Source organism: Actinosynnema sp. NPDC004786, assembly GCF_053601135.1.
In genome coordinates, this window is the sequence record NZ_JBSGBG010000010.1 from 188,170 (window position 1) to 203,563 (window position 15,394).

Annotated in this window: 11 protein-coding genes; 8 read left to right on the plus strand and 3 right to left on the minus strand. The window is 73.5% G+C overall.

Annotation, left to right across the window (positions count from 1 at the left end):
* Positions 1-35 precede the first annotated feature (35 nt).
* The 4 genes from ACWEFJ_RS11525 to ACWEFJ_RS11540 are packed head-to-tail and all read left to right on the plus strand — an operon-like array spanning position 36 to position 3,033.
* On the plus strand, positions 36-593 hold the full coding sequence (locus ACWEFJ_RS11525; protein WP_378084892.1) for a hypothetical protein: 558 nt from the start codon (positions 36-38) through the stop codon (positions 591-593).
* Positions 590-1,804, plus strand: coding sequence for a sensor histidine kinase (locus tag ACWEFJ_RS11530; RefSeq protein WP_449713720.1), 1,215 nt, complete (start codon positions 590-592; stop codon positions 1,802-1,804). Before ACWEFJ_RS11525 ends, ACWEFJ_RS11530 begins: the two co-directional genes overlap by 4 nt.
* Positions 1,801-2,502, plus strand: a complete 702-nt coding sequence (locus ACWEFJ_RS11535; RefSeq protein ID WP_378084894.1) for a response regulator — start codon at positions 1,801-1,803, stop codon at positions 2,500-2,502. The genes ACWEFJ_RS11530 and ACWEFJ_RS11535 overlap by 4 nt, the downstream gene beginning before the upstream one ends.
* Positions 2,503-2,559: 57 nt before the next feature.
* On the plus strand, positions 2,560-3,033 hold the full coding sequence (locus ACWEFJ_RS11540; RefSeq protein WP_378084895.1) for a hypothetical protein: 474 nt from the start codon (positions 2,560-2,562) through the stop codon (positions 3,031-3,033).
* A 183-nt stretch (positions 3,034-3,216) separates the two neighbouring features.
* Here ACWEFJ_RS11540 and ACWEFJ_RS11545 read toward each other — a convergent pair whose 3' ends face one another.
* On the minus strand, positions 3,217-6,288 hold the full coding sequence (locus ACWEFJ_RS11545; protein ID WP_378084896.1) for a discoidin domain-containing protein: 3,072 nt from the start codon (positions 6,286-6,288) through the stop codon (positions 3,217-3,219).
* A 245-nt stretch (positions 6,289-6,533) separates the two neighbouring features.
* Between ACWEFJ_RS11545 and ACWEFJ_RS11550 the strand changes: the two genes are divergently transcribed.
* From ACWEFJ_RS11550 to ACWEFJ_RS11565, 4 genes are all read left to right on the plus strand, one after another.
* Positions 6,534-8,213, plus strand: coding sequence for an FAD-dependent oxidoreductase (locus ACWEFJ_RS11550; protein ID WP_449713721.1), 1,680 nt, complete (start codon positions 6,534-6,536; stop codon positions 8,211-8,213).
* The gene (locus ACWEFJ_RS11555; RefSeq protein WP_378084898.1) at positions 8,210-9,658 is read left to right on the plus strand and encodes an ATP-binding protein; all 1,449 of its coding nucleotides are present in this window, start codon (positions 8,210-8,212) and stop codon (positions 9,656-9,658) included. Before ACWEFJ_RS11550 ends, ACWEFJ_RS11555 begins: the two co-directional genes overlap by 4 nt.
* Positions 9,659-9,933: 275 nt before the next feature.
* Positions 9,934-12,699: a BTAD domain-containing putative transcriptional regulator gene (locus ACWEFJ_RS11560; protein WP_449713722.1), complete on the plus strand. Its 2,766-nt coding sequence runs from the start codon at positions 9,934-9,936 to the stop codon at positions 12,697-12,699.
* A 122-nt stretch (positions 12,700-12,821) separates the two neighbouring features.
* Positions 12,822-13,223 (plus strand): hypothetical protein, encoded by a 402-nt coding sequence (locus ACWEFJ_RS11565; protein WP_449713723.1) that lies wholly within the window; start codon positions 12,822-12,824, stop codon positions 13,221-13,223.
* Positions 13,224-13,272: 49 nt separating this feature from the next.
* Here the strand turns inward: ACWEFJ_RS11565 and ACWEFJ_RS11570 are convergent, their stop codons facing one another.
* Entirely contained in the window at positions 13,273-13,515 is a 243-nt protein-coding gene (locus ACWEFJ_RS11570) for a three-helix bundle dimerization domain-containing protein (RefSeq protein WP_378098498.1), read from the minus strand.
* Positions 13,516-13,672: 157 nt separating this feature from the next.
* The gene (locus ACWEFJ_RS11575; protein ID WP_449713724.1) at positions 13,673-15,196 is read right to left on the minus strand and encodes a substrate-binding domain-containing protein; all 1,524 of its coding nucleotides are present in this window, start codon (positions 15,194-15,196) and stop codon (positions 13,673-13,675) included.
* Positions 15,197-15,394: the final 198 nt, after the last annotated feature.

Here is a 15,394-nt window from a genome sequence, read left to right on the forward strand (position 1 = left end):
CGTCGAACGCGGGGTCGCGGGACGGGGGAGGAAAAGTGACGGGTTCCAACGTGCCTCTGGTGGTGTCGGTCCAGGCACACGGATTCGAGGAGAAGCCCTGGGAGGGCCACCTGGCCACCGGGGTGCTGGTGGCGCCGGACGAGGTGCTGGTGCCGTCCGCGCCGGCGGAGCTGGCCGAGGCGACCGGGGGGCTCGACCTGCTCCTGCTGCCGCTGCCGCTCGACGAGGGCCGGCGGATCGAGCGGCTGCCCGTCGAGGGCGTGCTGCTGTCCGCCACCCGCGAGGGCGGCGACGAGCGGCTGGCCGTGCTGCGGGTGGGCAACCCGTCGCGGCACGCGCCGCAGGTGCGGCCGTTCCGCGGCACGGACCTGGACGAGGCCGTGCGCGCGCACGACGGCGACCTGTGGGCGGCGCTGGAGGCCGTCGACGCGGTGTCGCCGGGCGTGCGGGACGCGATCACGCCGGACCTGCTGCGGCAGGCGGCCGCGGTCGAGGAGGCGCAGCGCGCGCCCCGCCGCGACGAGCACTCGTTGGCGCCCGGACCGGCGTCGCTGTGCCCGGTCATCAAGGCGTGCATCCTCCCCACGTCATGAGCGGGAGGCGCACCGGGTGGTTGTCCCGGCAGGTCGCGGTCGACGTCGCGCTGGCGGCGTCGACCGCGGCGCTGGACCTCATGCTGTTCTCCACGATCAGCAACGAGAAGTCCGCCGGCGTGGACCACCTGCCGGCCATCGTCGTCACCCTGACCGGCTTCCTGGCCCTGTGCGTGCGGCGCCGGTACCCGGTGCCGGTGTTCGGCGTGGTGTGGGCGTGCGCGGTGCTCGCCGCCCCGGTGAGCGGGATGGACTTCACGCCGACGGCGACGCCGTGCGTCGCGCTGTTCACCGTCGCGCTGCACCGGCCGAGCCGGGTCGCGATCGTCGCGCTGTTCGCGTGCGCGGTGCCCGCGTTGACGTCCGCGCTGCTGGAGGCCCGGTCGCGGACGCACGACGAGGCCGTGGTGGCGATGTACGCCACGCTGGTGTTCAACCTGATGCTCTACGGCTGCGTCTGGGCGGGCGGGCGGTGGGCCAGGCTGAGCCGGCAGCACGCCGACGACCTGGAGTTCCGCCGCCGTGTCGAGGCGCACGAGGCGGTGCTGGGGGAGCGCACCCGGATCGCCCGCGAGCTGCACGACATCGTGGCGCACTCGGTGACCGTGATGGTGCTGCAGGCGGCGGGCGCGCGGCGGGTGCTCGACAGCGACCCGGCGCGGGTGCGCGACGCGCTCGGCCACATCGAGGACGCCGGCGAGCAGGCGATGGGGGAGCTGCGCCGGATGCTGACCGCGCTGCGGCTCAGCGACGACGACGGGACGGCGGACGGCGTGACCGGCCGCCCCCAACCCGGCCTGGCCGACGTGCGGCACCTGGTCGGCACGATCTCGGCGGCGGGCGTGCGGGTGCACACGCGGGTGGAGGGCGAGCCGCGCCGGCTGGCGGCGAGCGTGGACCTCGCCGCGTACCGCGTGGTGCAGGAGGCGTTGACGAACGTGACCAAGCACGTCGGTCCGGGCGCGGAGGTGGACGTGCGGCTGCGGTGGGAGGCGGAGGAGTTGGTCGTGGAGGTCGCGGACAACGGGCGGGGGCGGCGGCCGGAGCGCGCGCTGTCGACCCACCAGGGGCTCGTGGGGCTGCGGGAGCGGCTGGGGATCGTCGGGGGGAGGTTGGCGGCGGTGCCGCAGGCGGCGGGCGGGTTCCGGGTGACGGCCGTGCTGCCGGTCGTCGGCCCGGTGGCGGACGAGACCGTCCGCGAACCCCGGTGATCCGGGTGATGCTGGTGGACGACCAGCCACTGGTTCGGGCGGGGCTCGCGATGCTGCTCGACGCCGAGCCCGACATCGAGGTCGTGGCCGAGGCCGACGAGGGGGCCGGCGCGGTGGCGCGGGCCGTCGAGCTGCACCCCGACGTGGTGCTGATGGACGTGCGGATGCCCGGCGTGGACGGGGTGGAGGCCACGCGGCGGATCATCGACGCCGACCCGGCGGGGGAGGACCACGCCACCAAGATCATCATTCTGACGACGTACCACGTGGACGAAGCCGTGTACGCGGCGCTGCGGGCGGGCGCGTCGGGGTTCCTGCTCAAGGACGCGGTGCCGAGGGAGCTGGTCGACGCGGTGCGCACGGTGGCGTCCGGCGAGGCGTGGCTGGACCCGACCGTCGCGAAAGGACTGATCCGCGAGTTCGCCGCCCGGCCCCGCAACCAGATGCCGACGTCGGCGGAGATGGGGGAGCTGACGGCGCGGGAGCGGGAGGTGCTGGTGCTCGTCGCGCACGGGTTGTCGAACCCGGAGATCGCCGCGCACCTCGTGGTGGGCGAGGCGACGGTGAAGACGCACCTGGGCCGGATCCTGATGAAGCTCGGGCTGCGGGACCGGGCGCAGGCGATCGCGGCGGCGTACCACAGCGGGCTGGTCGCGCCGGGCAGCAGCCCGCCGCCGCCCGCCGGCCGTCCGTCTTGACCGTTACGGTCGGTTCGGCGCGGGTGTCGGGGCGGGGTGGCGCGGTACCGTGGACGGGTGCGCATCCTCCCGCGCCGGGCACACCGCCGTGCCGTGCCGACGAGCGTGATGCTCGACCCGGCCACGGCCGAACTCGTGCGGCTGGGCGCGTTGCTGGAGGTCGTGGTGCAGGCCGTGGCGTTGCAGGCCAGGGCCGAGGCGGTGATCGTGAGCTGCGCGCAGCCCGGCGACACGTCGTGGGAGATCGCGCGCACCGGGCGTGCCGTGGCGGGCCAGTACGGGCGGCTGACCGGCTGGGCGGCGGACCTCGTGTGGCAGACCGACCGCCCCCCGCCGCCGCAGCGGGTCGTGGAACTGCTGCGCTACCACCTGGGCATGCTGGACTGCGCGCTGAAGCTCGCGTTCCCCCGTTACCGCTCGGAGCGCCTGGAACGCCGTCGCCTGGCGATGACGGGCCTGGGCGCACCGGCCCGCGAACTGCGCGACCTGGAAACCACCCTGCGCACCCGAATCACCACCCTGACCACGTGAGTCCTACGTCCAGAACGCGCGTGTCCTACGTTGGGAACGCGTGTGTCCTACGTTGGGAACGCGTGTGTCCTACGTTCGCGTACCCCGAGTTGAACATTCAGGACGACCGGCCTTGTTCCGAATGCTCAACTCGGGTGTTCCGAACGTAGGACACGCGTGACGCGAACGTAGGACTCGCGCGGGTCAGAAGGTGGTGCGGCCGTAGTTGTAGGGGTAGAGGGGGTTGCCGTAGGTGGTGGGGACCGGTTGGCCCGCGTCGATGCGGGCGCGGATCTCGGCACGTTGGGCGGCGGTCGCGCCCAGGTCGTAGGGCAGGTCCCAGTGCTCCACGGCGTCGGCCGGGACGTCCGTGCCGCCCGGACGCAGGACGTCGGACAGGGCACGCGGCAGTTGCCACGGCAGCCTGCCGGTCGGCGTGTAGTCGCCGAACAGGAGCGAGGCCAGGGCCGGACCCATCTCCTCACCGCCGCGGTACGTCACCACGATCGCGCTCGCCAGGTCGTGCCACTCCGTGATCACGTACGGCCGCGGCAGCACCAGGGCCACGACCACCGGGATGCCCTGGCGGTGGAAGTCCTGGATCAGCGCCAGCTGGTCCGGCGGCAGGTACGGCTGCTCCTTCGGCCAGCTCGTCGCGTGCGTGTACGACGTCTCGCCGACCGCCACGATCGCGAGCTTCGGCGACGGCCCCGTGTCCTTGTGCACGTTCACCCCCGCCTGCGCGGCACGGGCGCGGATCGCCTCCAGCATCGTCTGCGACCCGTACTCCTGGTGGAAGTAGCTGGTCCAGATGCAGCACGCGGCCGTGTCGTCGGCCCGCGGCCCGGCCACCACGATGTTGTCGCCCCGGTTCAGCCGCACGGGCAGCACGCCGTTGGTGTTCTTCAACAACGTCATCGCCTCGCGCGACGCCTGGTTCGCCAGCGCCGCGTACTCCGGCTTGTGGAACCGGTACGGGCCGTTGACCGGGTCGCCGTACGGGTTCTCGAAGATCCCGAGCTTGAACTTCAGCCGCAGCACGCGCCGCACCGCGTCGTCGATCCGCGCCGCGGGCACCGCCGAGGTGAACCCGGCGATGGTGAACCCGGGCGCACCGGGGTCCGCCCCGCCCATCACGTCCGACCCGGCATTCGCCGCGCCGACCCACGAGCCCGACGGCAACCAGTCGGTCGTGATCAAGCCGGTGTAGCCGAGGTTCTGCCGCAGGTACGCGAGGATCTTCGCGCTGTCGCCCGCGCCCGGCCCGCCCGGGTCGAGCAGCGAGCTGCCCGCGTACCCCGGCATGATGTTGACCGCGCCCGCCTCCATCGCGGCCCGGAACGGCGCGACGTGGTACTTGATCGTCACGTTGTCGAACACGATCAGCGCCTCGCCGCCCGCGCCCTCGCCCGGCCAGTGCTTCACCGTCGCCAGCACCGACGCCGGGTTCAGCTCCGGCCCGCCCTGCAACCCGGCCACCAGCGCGCGCACCTGGGCCGACGCGACCTCCGAGCTCTCGCCGTTGCCCTCCTGGATGCGCGGGTACAGCACCTTCGTGCCCACCTCGGCCAACGGCCCGAGCACACCGCGCGTGCCGACCTCCAGCTGCTCGCGCCGCTGCATGTCGCCGAGCTTGTAGTCCAGCGGGTAGTTCTTCGCCGCCGCCAATGCGCTCTGCAACGGGAACGTCGTCTTGTACCCGGCGATCGTGTCACCCGCCGACACGAACGGGATGCCGAGCCGCGTCCCGCTCGACCCCAGCAACGCCGCGTGCAGGTCCTGCGCCTCCGCCGGCCCGAAGTGCCACCCCGACCGGGGGAACGCCTGGGCGTTGTAGAACATCTGGTACGCCTTCTCCTCGATCGTCATCCGACCGAGCAGGTCGTTCACCCGCGTCTCCACGGGCTGCCGCCAGTCCTCGTACGGCTCGATCGTGCCGTTCTTGTTCAGGTCACGGCTGCCGTTCACCACCCGCACGCCGTCCGCCACGGTCGTCACCGTCGGCAGGTACAGGCTGAACGTGCGGATGTTCGACGCGCTCGTGGCCCCCGCGCCGTCCACCGCCACCACGAACCACTTGTACGTCCACCGGTCGGTGATGTCCCACGACGGCGTGTAGCTCGTGCCCGTCGGTTCCGCGACCTTGGTGTAGAGGTCGATCAGGTTGCCCGATGCGGTGAAGTCGTAGTCCGTGCGGCTGATGTTCAGCCACACCTGGTAGCGCACCGCACCCGGCACCGCCGCCCACGAGAACACCGGCCGGCGGGTGGTGGTGACCATCGCGTTGTCGGCGGGCGCGGACAGCGCGAACCGGCCGGTCACGGCGGGGGCCTTCGTCGGCGGCGACAACATCGGCGGGGTGCTCGCCGAGGTGTCCACCGTGCCGAACACCTGGAGTTCCCACAGCGACACGCCGTAGCCCGTGGCCCGCGCGGTGGCGAACAACCGCAGGTAACGACCCGTGCCGCTGACCGCGAGGCGTTCCGTGCCGCCCGCGCCGGTGGTGGTCGCGTAGACCTGCGTCCAGCTCACCGCGTCGTTCGACAGCTCGATCCGGTAGCCCTTGGCGTACGCGCCCTCCCAGTTCAGCACGACCTGGTTGACCGTCGCGACGCCGCCGAAGTCCACCCGCAGCCACTGGTCGTCGGCGAACTGGCTGGACCAGCGGGTGGTGGTGCGGCCGTCCAGCGCCGCGGCGGGCGCGTTGCCGCCCTCCCACGTGGAGGCCGTGACCTGCTTGTACTGCGAGATCGGCGTGCCGGACGGGTTGGGGCCGCCGGTGGTGCCGTAGACCTGGAACTCCCACAGCGAGTAGCCGTAGCCGGTGGCGCGGGCCGTGCCGTACACGCGCACGTGCCGACCGGTGCCCGTGACGGCGATGTCCTGGGTCCCGCCGGTGGCGGCGGTCGCGGTGTGGATCGTGCTCCACGTGACGCCGTCGGTGGAGGTCTGGAGCTGGAACGCGGTCGCGTACGCGGCCTCCCAGGTCAGCACCACGCGGTCGAGCGCCGCGGTCGCGCCGAGGTCCACGCTCACCCACTGCGGGTCGGTGAACGCGCTGGACCAGCGGGTGCCCGCGTTGCCGTCGGTGGCGGCGGACGCGGGGGTGCCCGCGTTCTCGACGGAGGAGGCGGTGGTCGGTTTGCCCTGCGACAGCAGGACTCCGGCCGCCCGCGCGTCGGGCGCGGTGGCGGCGAGCTGCCCCGCCACCAGGGCGGCGAGGACGGCGAGCAGGGGCAGGGCCCGGCGGCGTTGCCGGGCGAGCGCTTCGGGCATGGGGCGACTCCAGGCAGGGGGGAGCCGCGGCCGGTGTGCCGCCGGCCGCGGACCGTCGAGGGACTGTCGGGGAACTTCGGAGAGCGCTCTCCCACAGCGAACTTCACCCGCCGTGCCCTCGTCAAGGGCGCGGGCGACCGGTTCTCGCGGCCCCCGCGGCCCCGTTCCGGTCCGGACCTGAGCGCCCGGTCCCGACATCGGCGCACCTCGGGAGGGCGGCCCCGGACCGCTGGTTCAATGTGGACATGACGACACCTCAGGTCGCCAGGCCGTCGATCCTGACCGTGGACGACGACCCGGGCGTGTCCCGGTCCGTGGCGCGCGACCTGCGCCGCAAGTACGGCGAGTCCTACCGGATCGTGCGGGCCGAGTCGGGCGCGCAGGCCCTCGACGCGCTCCGCGAGATCAAGCTGCGCGGCGAGGAGGTCGCCGTGCTGCTGGCCGACTACCGGATGCCGGGCATGAGCGGCATCGAGTTCCTGGAAGCCGCGATGGACCTGTTCCCCGTGGCGCGCCGGGTGCTGCTCACCGCCTACGCCGACACCGACGCGGCGATCCGCGCGATCAACGTCGTGGACCTCGACCACTACCTGCTCAAGCCGTGGGACCCGCCGGAGGAGAAGCTGTACCCGGTGCTGGACGACCTGCTGAGCGCGTGGGCGGCGGCCGACCGCGGCCCGGTGCGGCAGGTCCGGGTCGTGGGGCACCGCTGGTCGTCGCGGTCCTACGAGGTCCGCGACTTCCTGGCCCGCAACTCGGTGCCGTTCCGCTGGCACGCCCTGGACGACGGCGACACCGAGGCGGGCCGGCTGCTCACCGCGTGCGGCGAGGACGGCGCCCGGCTGCCGGTGGTGATCACCCCGGACGGCGAGCCGCTGGTCGAGCCGTCGGACGCGGAGCTGGCCGCGCGGGTCGGCCTGACCACGCGGCCGTCCGCCGACTTCTACGACCTGATCGTGGTCGGCGGCGGTCCGGCGGGCCTGGGCGCGGCCGTCTACGGCGGGTCGGAGGGCCTGCGCACGGTGCTGGTCGAGCGCCGGGCCACCGGCGGCCAGGCGGGCACGAGCAGCCGGATCGAGAACTACCTGGGCTTCCCCGACGGCGTGTCCGGCGAGCAGCTGACCGACCGGGCGCGGCGGCAGGCGGTGAAGTTCGACGTCGAGGTGCTGACCGCGTGCGACGTGGTGGCGCTGGAGGCGCGGGGCGCGGCGCGGGTCGTGCGACTGGACGACGGCACCGAGCTGGCCGCGCACACCGTCATCCTGGCCACCGGCGTGTCCTACCGCCGGCTCGACGCGCCCGGCCTGGGCGCGCTGACCGGCCGGGGCGTGTTCTACGGCGCGGCCACCACCGAGGGGCCCGGCTGCGCGGGGCAGGACGTCTACCTGGTCGGCGGCGCGAACTCGGCGGGCCAGGCGGCGCTGTACTTCGCCGCGCACGCCCGCCGCGTCGTGCTGGTGGTGCGCGGCGACTCCCTGGCCCGGTCGATGTCGCACTACCTGGTCGAACAGCTCGCCCGGGTGGACAACATCGAGGTGCTCACGTGCACCGAGGTCGTCGGCGGCACGGGCGAGCAGCACCTGGAGTCCGTGACGCTGCGCCACAACAAGACCGGCGAGACGACGACCGTGCCGACGTCCTGGCTGTTCGCGTTCATCGGGGCGGCGCCGCACACCGACTGGCTCGCGGGCACGCTGGCCCGCGACGAGCGCGGGTTCGTGCTCGCCGGGCCGGACCTGGTGGTCGACGGCCGCCCGCCGGCGGGCTGGGACCTCGACCGGCCGCCCTACCACCTGGAGACCAGCCTGCCGGGCGTGTTCGTGGCCGGCGACGTGCGCGCGGACTCGGTCAAGCGGGTCGCCTCGGCGGTCGGCGACGGCGCGATGGCCGTGTCCCTGGTCCACCGCTACCTGGAGAAGTCGTGACGGAGAACCTGACGGTGGACGACCTGCGCCGGCTGTTCCTGTTCGAGCACCTGTCCGAGGAGCAGCTCGCCTGGCTCGTCGCGCACGGCCGGGTGGAGACCCACGCCGCGGGCACCCGGGTGCTGCGCGAGGGGCAGCCCGCGACCTGCTTCTACGTGCTGCTGGACGGCACGGTGGCGTTGAGCCGGGTGATCGGCGGCCATCGCGTGGAGACCAACCGCACCGACCACCGGGGCGCGTACTTCGGGGCCACGCAGGCGTACCTGGGCTCGGACGTCGAGGCCAGGACGGTCTACCAGATGACCGCCGACGCGGTGACCGACGTGCGGCTGTACCAGCTGCCGGCGCACGACTTCGGCGCGATGTTCCGCTCGTGGTTCCCGATGGCGATCCACCTGCTGGAGGGCCTGTTCTTCGGCATGCGCAACACCGAGCGGATCGTGAGCCAGCGGGAACGGCTGCTCGCGCTGGGCTCGCTGTCGGCCGGGCTGACCCACGAGCTGAACAACCCGGCCGCCGCCGCGGTGCGGGCCACCGGCGCGTTGCGGGAACGGGTCGCCGGGATGCGGCACAAGCTCGCGCTGCTGGCGAGCGGCTCGCTGGACCCGGCCACGCTGCCGGTGCTGGTGCGGTTGCAGGAGAGCGCGGTCGAGCAGGTCGCGAAGGCGCCGAAGCTCGGCCCGATGGAGACCGCCGACCTGGAGGACGAGGTCGCCGACTGGCTGGACGCGCACGGCGTGGCCGGCGGCTGGGACCTGGCGCCGGTGCTGGTCGCGGGCGGGCTCGACGTGGCGTGGCTGGACCGGGCGGCGGCGCTGTGCCCGCAGACCGCCACCGAGGCCGCGGTGCGCTGGCTGGCCTACACGGTCGAGACCGAGACGTTGATGAACGAGATCGAGGACGCCACCACCAGGGTGTCCGCGCTGGTCGGCGCGGCCAGGCAGTACTCCCAGGTCGACCGGGCGCCGTTCCAGGTCGTGGACGTGCACGAGCTGCTGGACTCCACGCTGGTGATGCTCGGCGGCAAGCTGGGCGACGGCGTGCGCGTGGTCAAGGACTTCGACCGCTCCCTGCCGCCGCTGCCCGCCTACCCGGCCGAGCTGAACCAGGTGTGGACGAACCTGGTCGACAACGCGGTGGCGGCGATGGCGGGCCGCGGCACGCTGACCGTGCGCACGTCCCGCGTCGGCGACGACCTCGTGGTGGAGGTCGGCGACACCGGCACGGGCATCCCGCCGGACGTGAAGGGCCGGATCTTCGAGCCGTTCTTCACCACCAAGGCGGTGGGCGAGGGCACCGGCCTGGGCCTGGACATCTCGTGGCGGATCGTGGTCGAACGCCACCACGGCGACATCCGGGTGGAGTCCGAACCGGGCGACACCCGCTTCCGCGTCCACCTGCCGCTGACCCCGCCGGCCGAGCGCTCCGGAACGGACGCCGGCTAGCCGGGAGTCGCGGGCGGCGCATGCCCTGACCCGGTCGACCGCTCCAGAACGGCCGGGAGTCGTACGCGCGCGGGCGGCGTACTCCTGACCCCGCGCGCTGAGCCTCAGGACGGCCGCGCGTCGTGTGCGCGGGCGGGGCCCAGCGCGCTCAGCTCCAGGACGGCCGGGAAACGTGTGCGCGGGCGGCGCATTGTCCTGCGGCGATCTGGGGAAGTTCTCGAGTTCTTCTTGTCCGTGCGTGCCCGGACCGATACACCCTGTGACAGGGGGTGCGGATGTCGGTCGAGTTCCTGCTGCTCGGTGAGATCCGCGCGCGGGTGGACGGGGTCGAGGTCGACCTGGGCCACGCGCGACAGCGGTGCGTGCTGGCGGCCCTGCTGGTGGAACCCAACCGGCAGCAGAGCCTGGACGTGCTGGTGGACCGGGTGTGGGGCGACCGGCCGCCCCGGCAAGCGCGGAACACGCTGTACGGGTACGTGTACCGCCTGCGGCAGGCGTTCGCGGACGTGCCCGGCGTCGCGATCGACCGCACGCAGGCCGGCTACCTGCTGCCGGTGGACGAGCACGCGGTGGACCTGCACCGCTTCCGCGGTTTGCTCCGGCGGGCGCGGGGCGAGGAGGACCGGGCGGCGCTGGCCTCGGTGGGCGGGGCGCTCGGGCTGTGGCGCGGTCCGGCGCTGGGCGGGCTGCGGGGCGAGTGGGCGGAGGCGGTGCGCCGCACGCTGGAGCAGGAGCGTTGGCAGGCCGTGCTGCACCGCAACGACCTCGCGTTGCGCCTCGGGCGGCACGCCGAGGTGATGGCGGAGCTGACCGCGCTGGCCGAGGAGAACCCGCTGGACGAAAGGCTGGCCGCCCAGGTGGTCGTGGCGCTGCACCGGTCGGGTCGGCAGGCCGACGCGCTGCACCGCTACCAGGTGGTCCGTCGGCGGTTGGCCGAGGAGCTGGGCGCGGACCCGGGGCCGGAGCTGCGCGAGGCGCACCAGCGGGTGCTCGCGGGCGAGCCGACGGTCCGGGAGGAGGAGCGGCGGGAGGCCGTGCCGACGCCGCACGAGCTGCCGGCGGCACCGAGGCTGTTCGTGGGGCGGGCGGACCAGCTCGCCCGGATCGACAAGGCGTTGGTCCCGTCCGGTGGCGCGTCGCCGGTGCTGGCGGTGGTGGGGCCGGCCGGGACGGGCAAGACGGCGTTGGTCCTGCACTGGGCGCACCGCGCCGTCGACCGGTTCCCCGACGGGCAGTTGTACGCCGACCTGCGCGGCTTCGACCCGGACGGGCCTCCGGCGTCCCCCGCGGTGGTGATGGGCCGGTTCCTCGGCGCGTTGGGCGTGCCGCCGGCGTCCGTCCCGGCCGAGGTGGAGGCGCAGGCGGCGCTGTACCGCAGCGTCGTGGCGGGGCGTCGGTTGCTGGTGGTCCTGGACAACGCTCGCGACACCGACCAGGTGCTCCCGCTGCTGCCGGGCAGCGGCACCTGCACCGTGCTGGTCACCAGCCGGCACCGCCTCACCGGCCTGGCCGCCGCGCACGGTGTGCCGACGCTGGAGCTGGACGTGCTGCCCGACCCGGAGGCGCGGGAGCTGTTGGCCGGTCACGTCGGCGCGCAGCGGGTGCACGAGGCGCCCGCCGCCGTCGACGCGCTGCTGGAGTGGTGCGCGGGGCTGCCGCTGGCCGTGGCCATCGTCGGCGCGCACGCCGCCGCGTACCCGGACTTCCCCCTCGGCGCGCTGGTCGCGGAGCTGCGCGAGGCCGACGGCTTGGCCCACGCGGGCGACACCGAGCTGAGCATGAGCCTGCACGCGGTGTTCACGTCGTCCTACCGGGTGCTGCCGCCGCCGGTCGCGCGGGCGTTCGCGGTGCTGGGGGTCGCGCCCGGTCCGGACATCTCCCTGCGGGCCGCGGCCGAGTTGCTGGACCAGCAGCCGCCGGCGGCGCGGCGGCTGCTGGCGCACCTGGAGACCTGGCACCTGCTGCGACAGCACGTGCCGGGCCGCTACCGGATGCACGACCTGGTCCGGCTCTACGCCGCCGAACGGGCACGTGACCGCGCGGACCAGGAGGAGGCGTTGCGGAGGGTCGTACTGCACTACGCCCGTGTCGGACGGGCCGCCGAGGGCGTGCTCTACCCGTACGAGCACCCTCCCGCGCTGGGTGAGCCGGTGCCCGCCGACGGCGTGTTCCCCGACGAGTCGAGCGCGTTGGCGTGGTTGGCGTCGGAGTACGCGTGCCTGATCGCGGCCCAGGAACTGGCCGCGCGGCGCGGGTGGGACCGGGTCGTGTGGCAGTTGGCGTGGTCGCTGGACACGTTCCAGCGGCGCCAGGGCCTCGTCGACGACCAGGTGGCCGTGTGGCGGGCGGCGATGGCCGCCGCCGACCGCACGGGCGATCCCGACGCGCGGGCGTTGGCGTCCTGGAGGCTGGGCGCGGCACTTGCCCGCGGTGTCGACCTGGTCGAGGCGTCCGGCCACCTCGACCGGGCGTTGGCGCTCGGTGGCGCGTCGGGCGACCTGTCCGGACAGGCCAACGCGCACCAGGCCCTGGCGTGGGTGCACGAGCAACGGGGTGACGATGCGGCCGCGCTGGACCACGCCACGCGGGCGTTGGCGATGCTGCGCACGCTCGGCGTCGAGATGCGCGAGGCGCACGCCCTCAACCAGGCCGGGTGGTACGCCGCGAAGCTGCACGACCTGCCGCTGGCGCGGGCGCACTGCACGGCGGCGCTTGACCTGGCCCGCCGCCACGGCGACCTCGACGCCCGTGGGCGCACCCTGGACAGCCTCGGCTACATCGCCCACCTGGCGGGCGACCACGACGAAGCCGCGGCCCACTACGAGCAGGCGCTCGCCGACTTCCAGGAGGTCGGGGCCACCTACGACTACGCCGACACGCTGGAACGCCTGGCCGACAGCCACGCCGCCGCCAACCGCCACGACCAGGCCACCGCCGCCCGCCGCCGCGCCGTCTCGCTGTTCCTGGCCCAACACCGGACCGCCGACGCCGACCGCGTCGCCGCTCTGCTCGGCGACCTGCCCGGCACGCTCGACACCTGACCCCGGCCGGAGCCACGGCGGCGATCCCAGATCCGCCCCAGCTTTCTCCCACGCGCGGGGGCGAAGCTGAGGACCGCCGGAGGCGAGGGGTCTCCGGCAGCGGATCACAGGGGGACAAGCACATGCGAAAACTGCTGCTCGGAGCCGTGCCCGCCAGTGCGGCGCTGCTGCTCGGGCTCGTCGCCGCACCTGCCCACGCGGCGGAGAACCCGTTGTACACCACAGGCGCGAGGGCGTTCGTGAACACCTACTACGGACGGGTCGAGGTGTGCGACACGCGGGCGGACGGCAGGCGGGCCGTGGCGCTGGCCGTCAACGTGACCCAGGGGAGGATCCTCGGCTACCCGGAGGACAAGAACGGCGCCAATGGCTGCACCCCGCAAAGCGGCACGGGACAGGGTGCGGCGCTCGACCGGTTCTGGCACACGCCCAACCGCAACGATGAGATCCGGCTCGAGGTGTGGATCCAGGACGGCGAGGGCGGCGCGCAGGAGAACTTCACCTGGACGACGCTGTACTACTGAACCGCGGGGGTGGCGGTCCGGGGCGGACGCGTCGTCCGACCCGGACCGTTCAGGACGACTGGAGGCGTTGCTGCGCGGAACGGGCGGCCAGGATGGGGAGGAAGCCGTGGACCTTGGCCTGGGCCGCGAGCCGGTGGTAGGCGTCGGTGACGGCGTCGCGCACGACCTGGTAGGCGACGCGGCCCGCCAGGCGGCGGGTCAGTTCCTCGGCGGCCTGGTCCAGTTGGACCTCGACGTTGGCCCGCAGGCGGCGCGGGTCGCGGACCTGGTGCCCTTCGAGCTTCTCGACCATCAGAGCCCTCCCACCACGGGCGGGGGAATCCCCGCCGCCGGCACGTACTCCGAACCGCTGCCGGGATCGACCGTAAGGGTGAACGAGAAGTGACACCAGTCTGGACATCCGATGAATTGCTCATCATCATGCCCGGCGGGACACTCCGACGATCGGGTCATTCCGGACGGCACAGGAGAAGGTTCTCCATCTCCGTGCACGGGCGGTGGCCCGACGCGCGGATGATGTCCTGGCCCACCTGGTTGGTCAGGTAGCGCAGGAAGCTCGCGGGCAGGGCGTCGGCCTGCGGCACGGCGTAGGTGTAGGCGATCTCGGTCTCCCAGAACGGGTAGAGACCGCGATCCACGCCCTCCGTGGTGGCCTCGAAGCCGTTGATGCGCACCGGCACGACCCCCTCCGTCGCGGTCGCCAGGCCGAACTCGCTGTAGCCGAGCGCGCCGGGCGTGGCCGCCACGGTGTCCAGCACCTCCCGCGTGGAGCCCCGCTCGCACCGCACGACGCCGTCCTGCGCGCCGGCGCCCACGGTCCGGCAGTCGACCGAGTTGGCGCCCTGCTGCCACGAGCCCAGCACGTGCTCCTCCAACGCCCGGCGGGTGCCCGAGCCGGTGTTGCGGCCGACCAGGCGCACCGGCACGTCCTTGCCGCCCACGTCGCGCCAGTTGGCGATCCGGCCCGCGTGCAGGTCCCGGATCTGCGCGGTGGTGAGGTCGCCGACCCCGGTGTCGGGGTGGACCACCAGGGTGAACAGCAGCAACGCCACCGGCCGCGGCAGCAGTTGGGGGAAGCCGTCGGGCTTCGCGCCGTCGGAGAACGCCAGCACGTCGGCGTGGGCGGGGCCGTCCCGGTTCAGCCTCTCCAACCCGGCGTTGCTGTTGCTCAGCTCGATCGAGAACTCCGCCTGGGGGCACGTTCTGCGGTACGTGGCGGTGGCCTTGTCCAGGATCGGGCGGAACGCGGTGGAGCCGAGGAGGACCAGCCTCCCGCTCGCGCAGTCCAGCGCCGCGTCGGTCGCGGTGAGCGAGTAGACCTGCTGCCCGACGAGGGCGGCGGTGAGGAACGCGGCCAGCGCGACGCTGCGCGCGGAGGTGCCCGTGCGGTTCTTCGTGGCCCGGAACGTGCCCCCGCTGATGCCGCCGACGACCTTCGGCTCGGGGAACGGCCCGCGGTCGCCGTCGGCGCTCTCCAGGGAGACCAGCACCTTGTAGTGCTCGCCCCGGTTCAGCGGCACCTTGGGCAGCTCGACCAGGCCCACGGTCTGGCCCCCGTCCTCGATGTTGCGGGTCCCCAGCCCGTCGGCCGGCTTGTGCTCGGAGCTGCGCAGCGACAGGTCGAGCGTCGGCGGCGTCAGGTCGGTCAGCGCCATCCCGGTGACCCGCCGGTTCGGGAACCGGATCTCGATGCCGACCGGGTTGTCCGGCATCACCGCGTAGTCGCCGGTGGAGATGGGCGTGCGGCCGTTGTTCTCGATGCGCACCAGGACGTAGGAGCGGTCCTTCTCGACCAGCTCCGGCAGCAGGTCGCCGCTGAACTCCGGGGCGATGAGGTTCGCGACCGTGGTGTCCATCTGGACGCGGTGGCCGAGCCGCTTGCGCCCCACGAACACGAATTCCCACAGGAACGCGAAAAGGGACACCCCGAGTGCGACCACCGTGATGATGAAGTCCCACGGTAAATCGGCCAAAGCCGCCTCCGCGCAGAATCACAACGCCGACACCGTCCAGTGTGTCACGGCGCGGGGCGGTTCTCCGGGTGTTGGAATCATGTTCACCTGCATTTAAGCGCAATTCGGCGAATCGACGCGCCCGGCCCGCGGGCACCCCGGCCGGGGCGGGCGCGCCGTGTAACCCGTCCGGGCGTCGGCGAGGTGAACCGCCGGCGC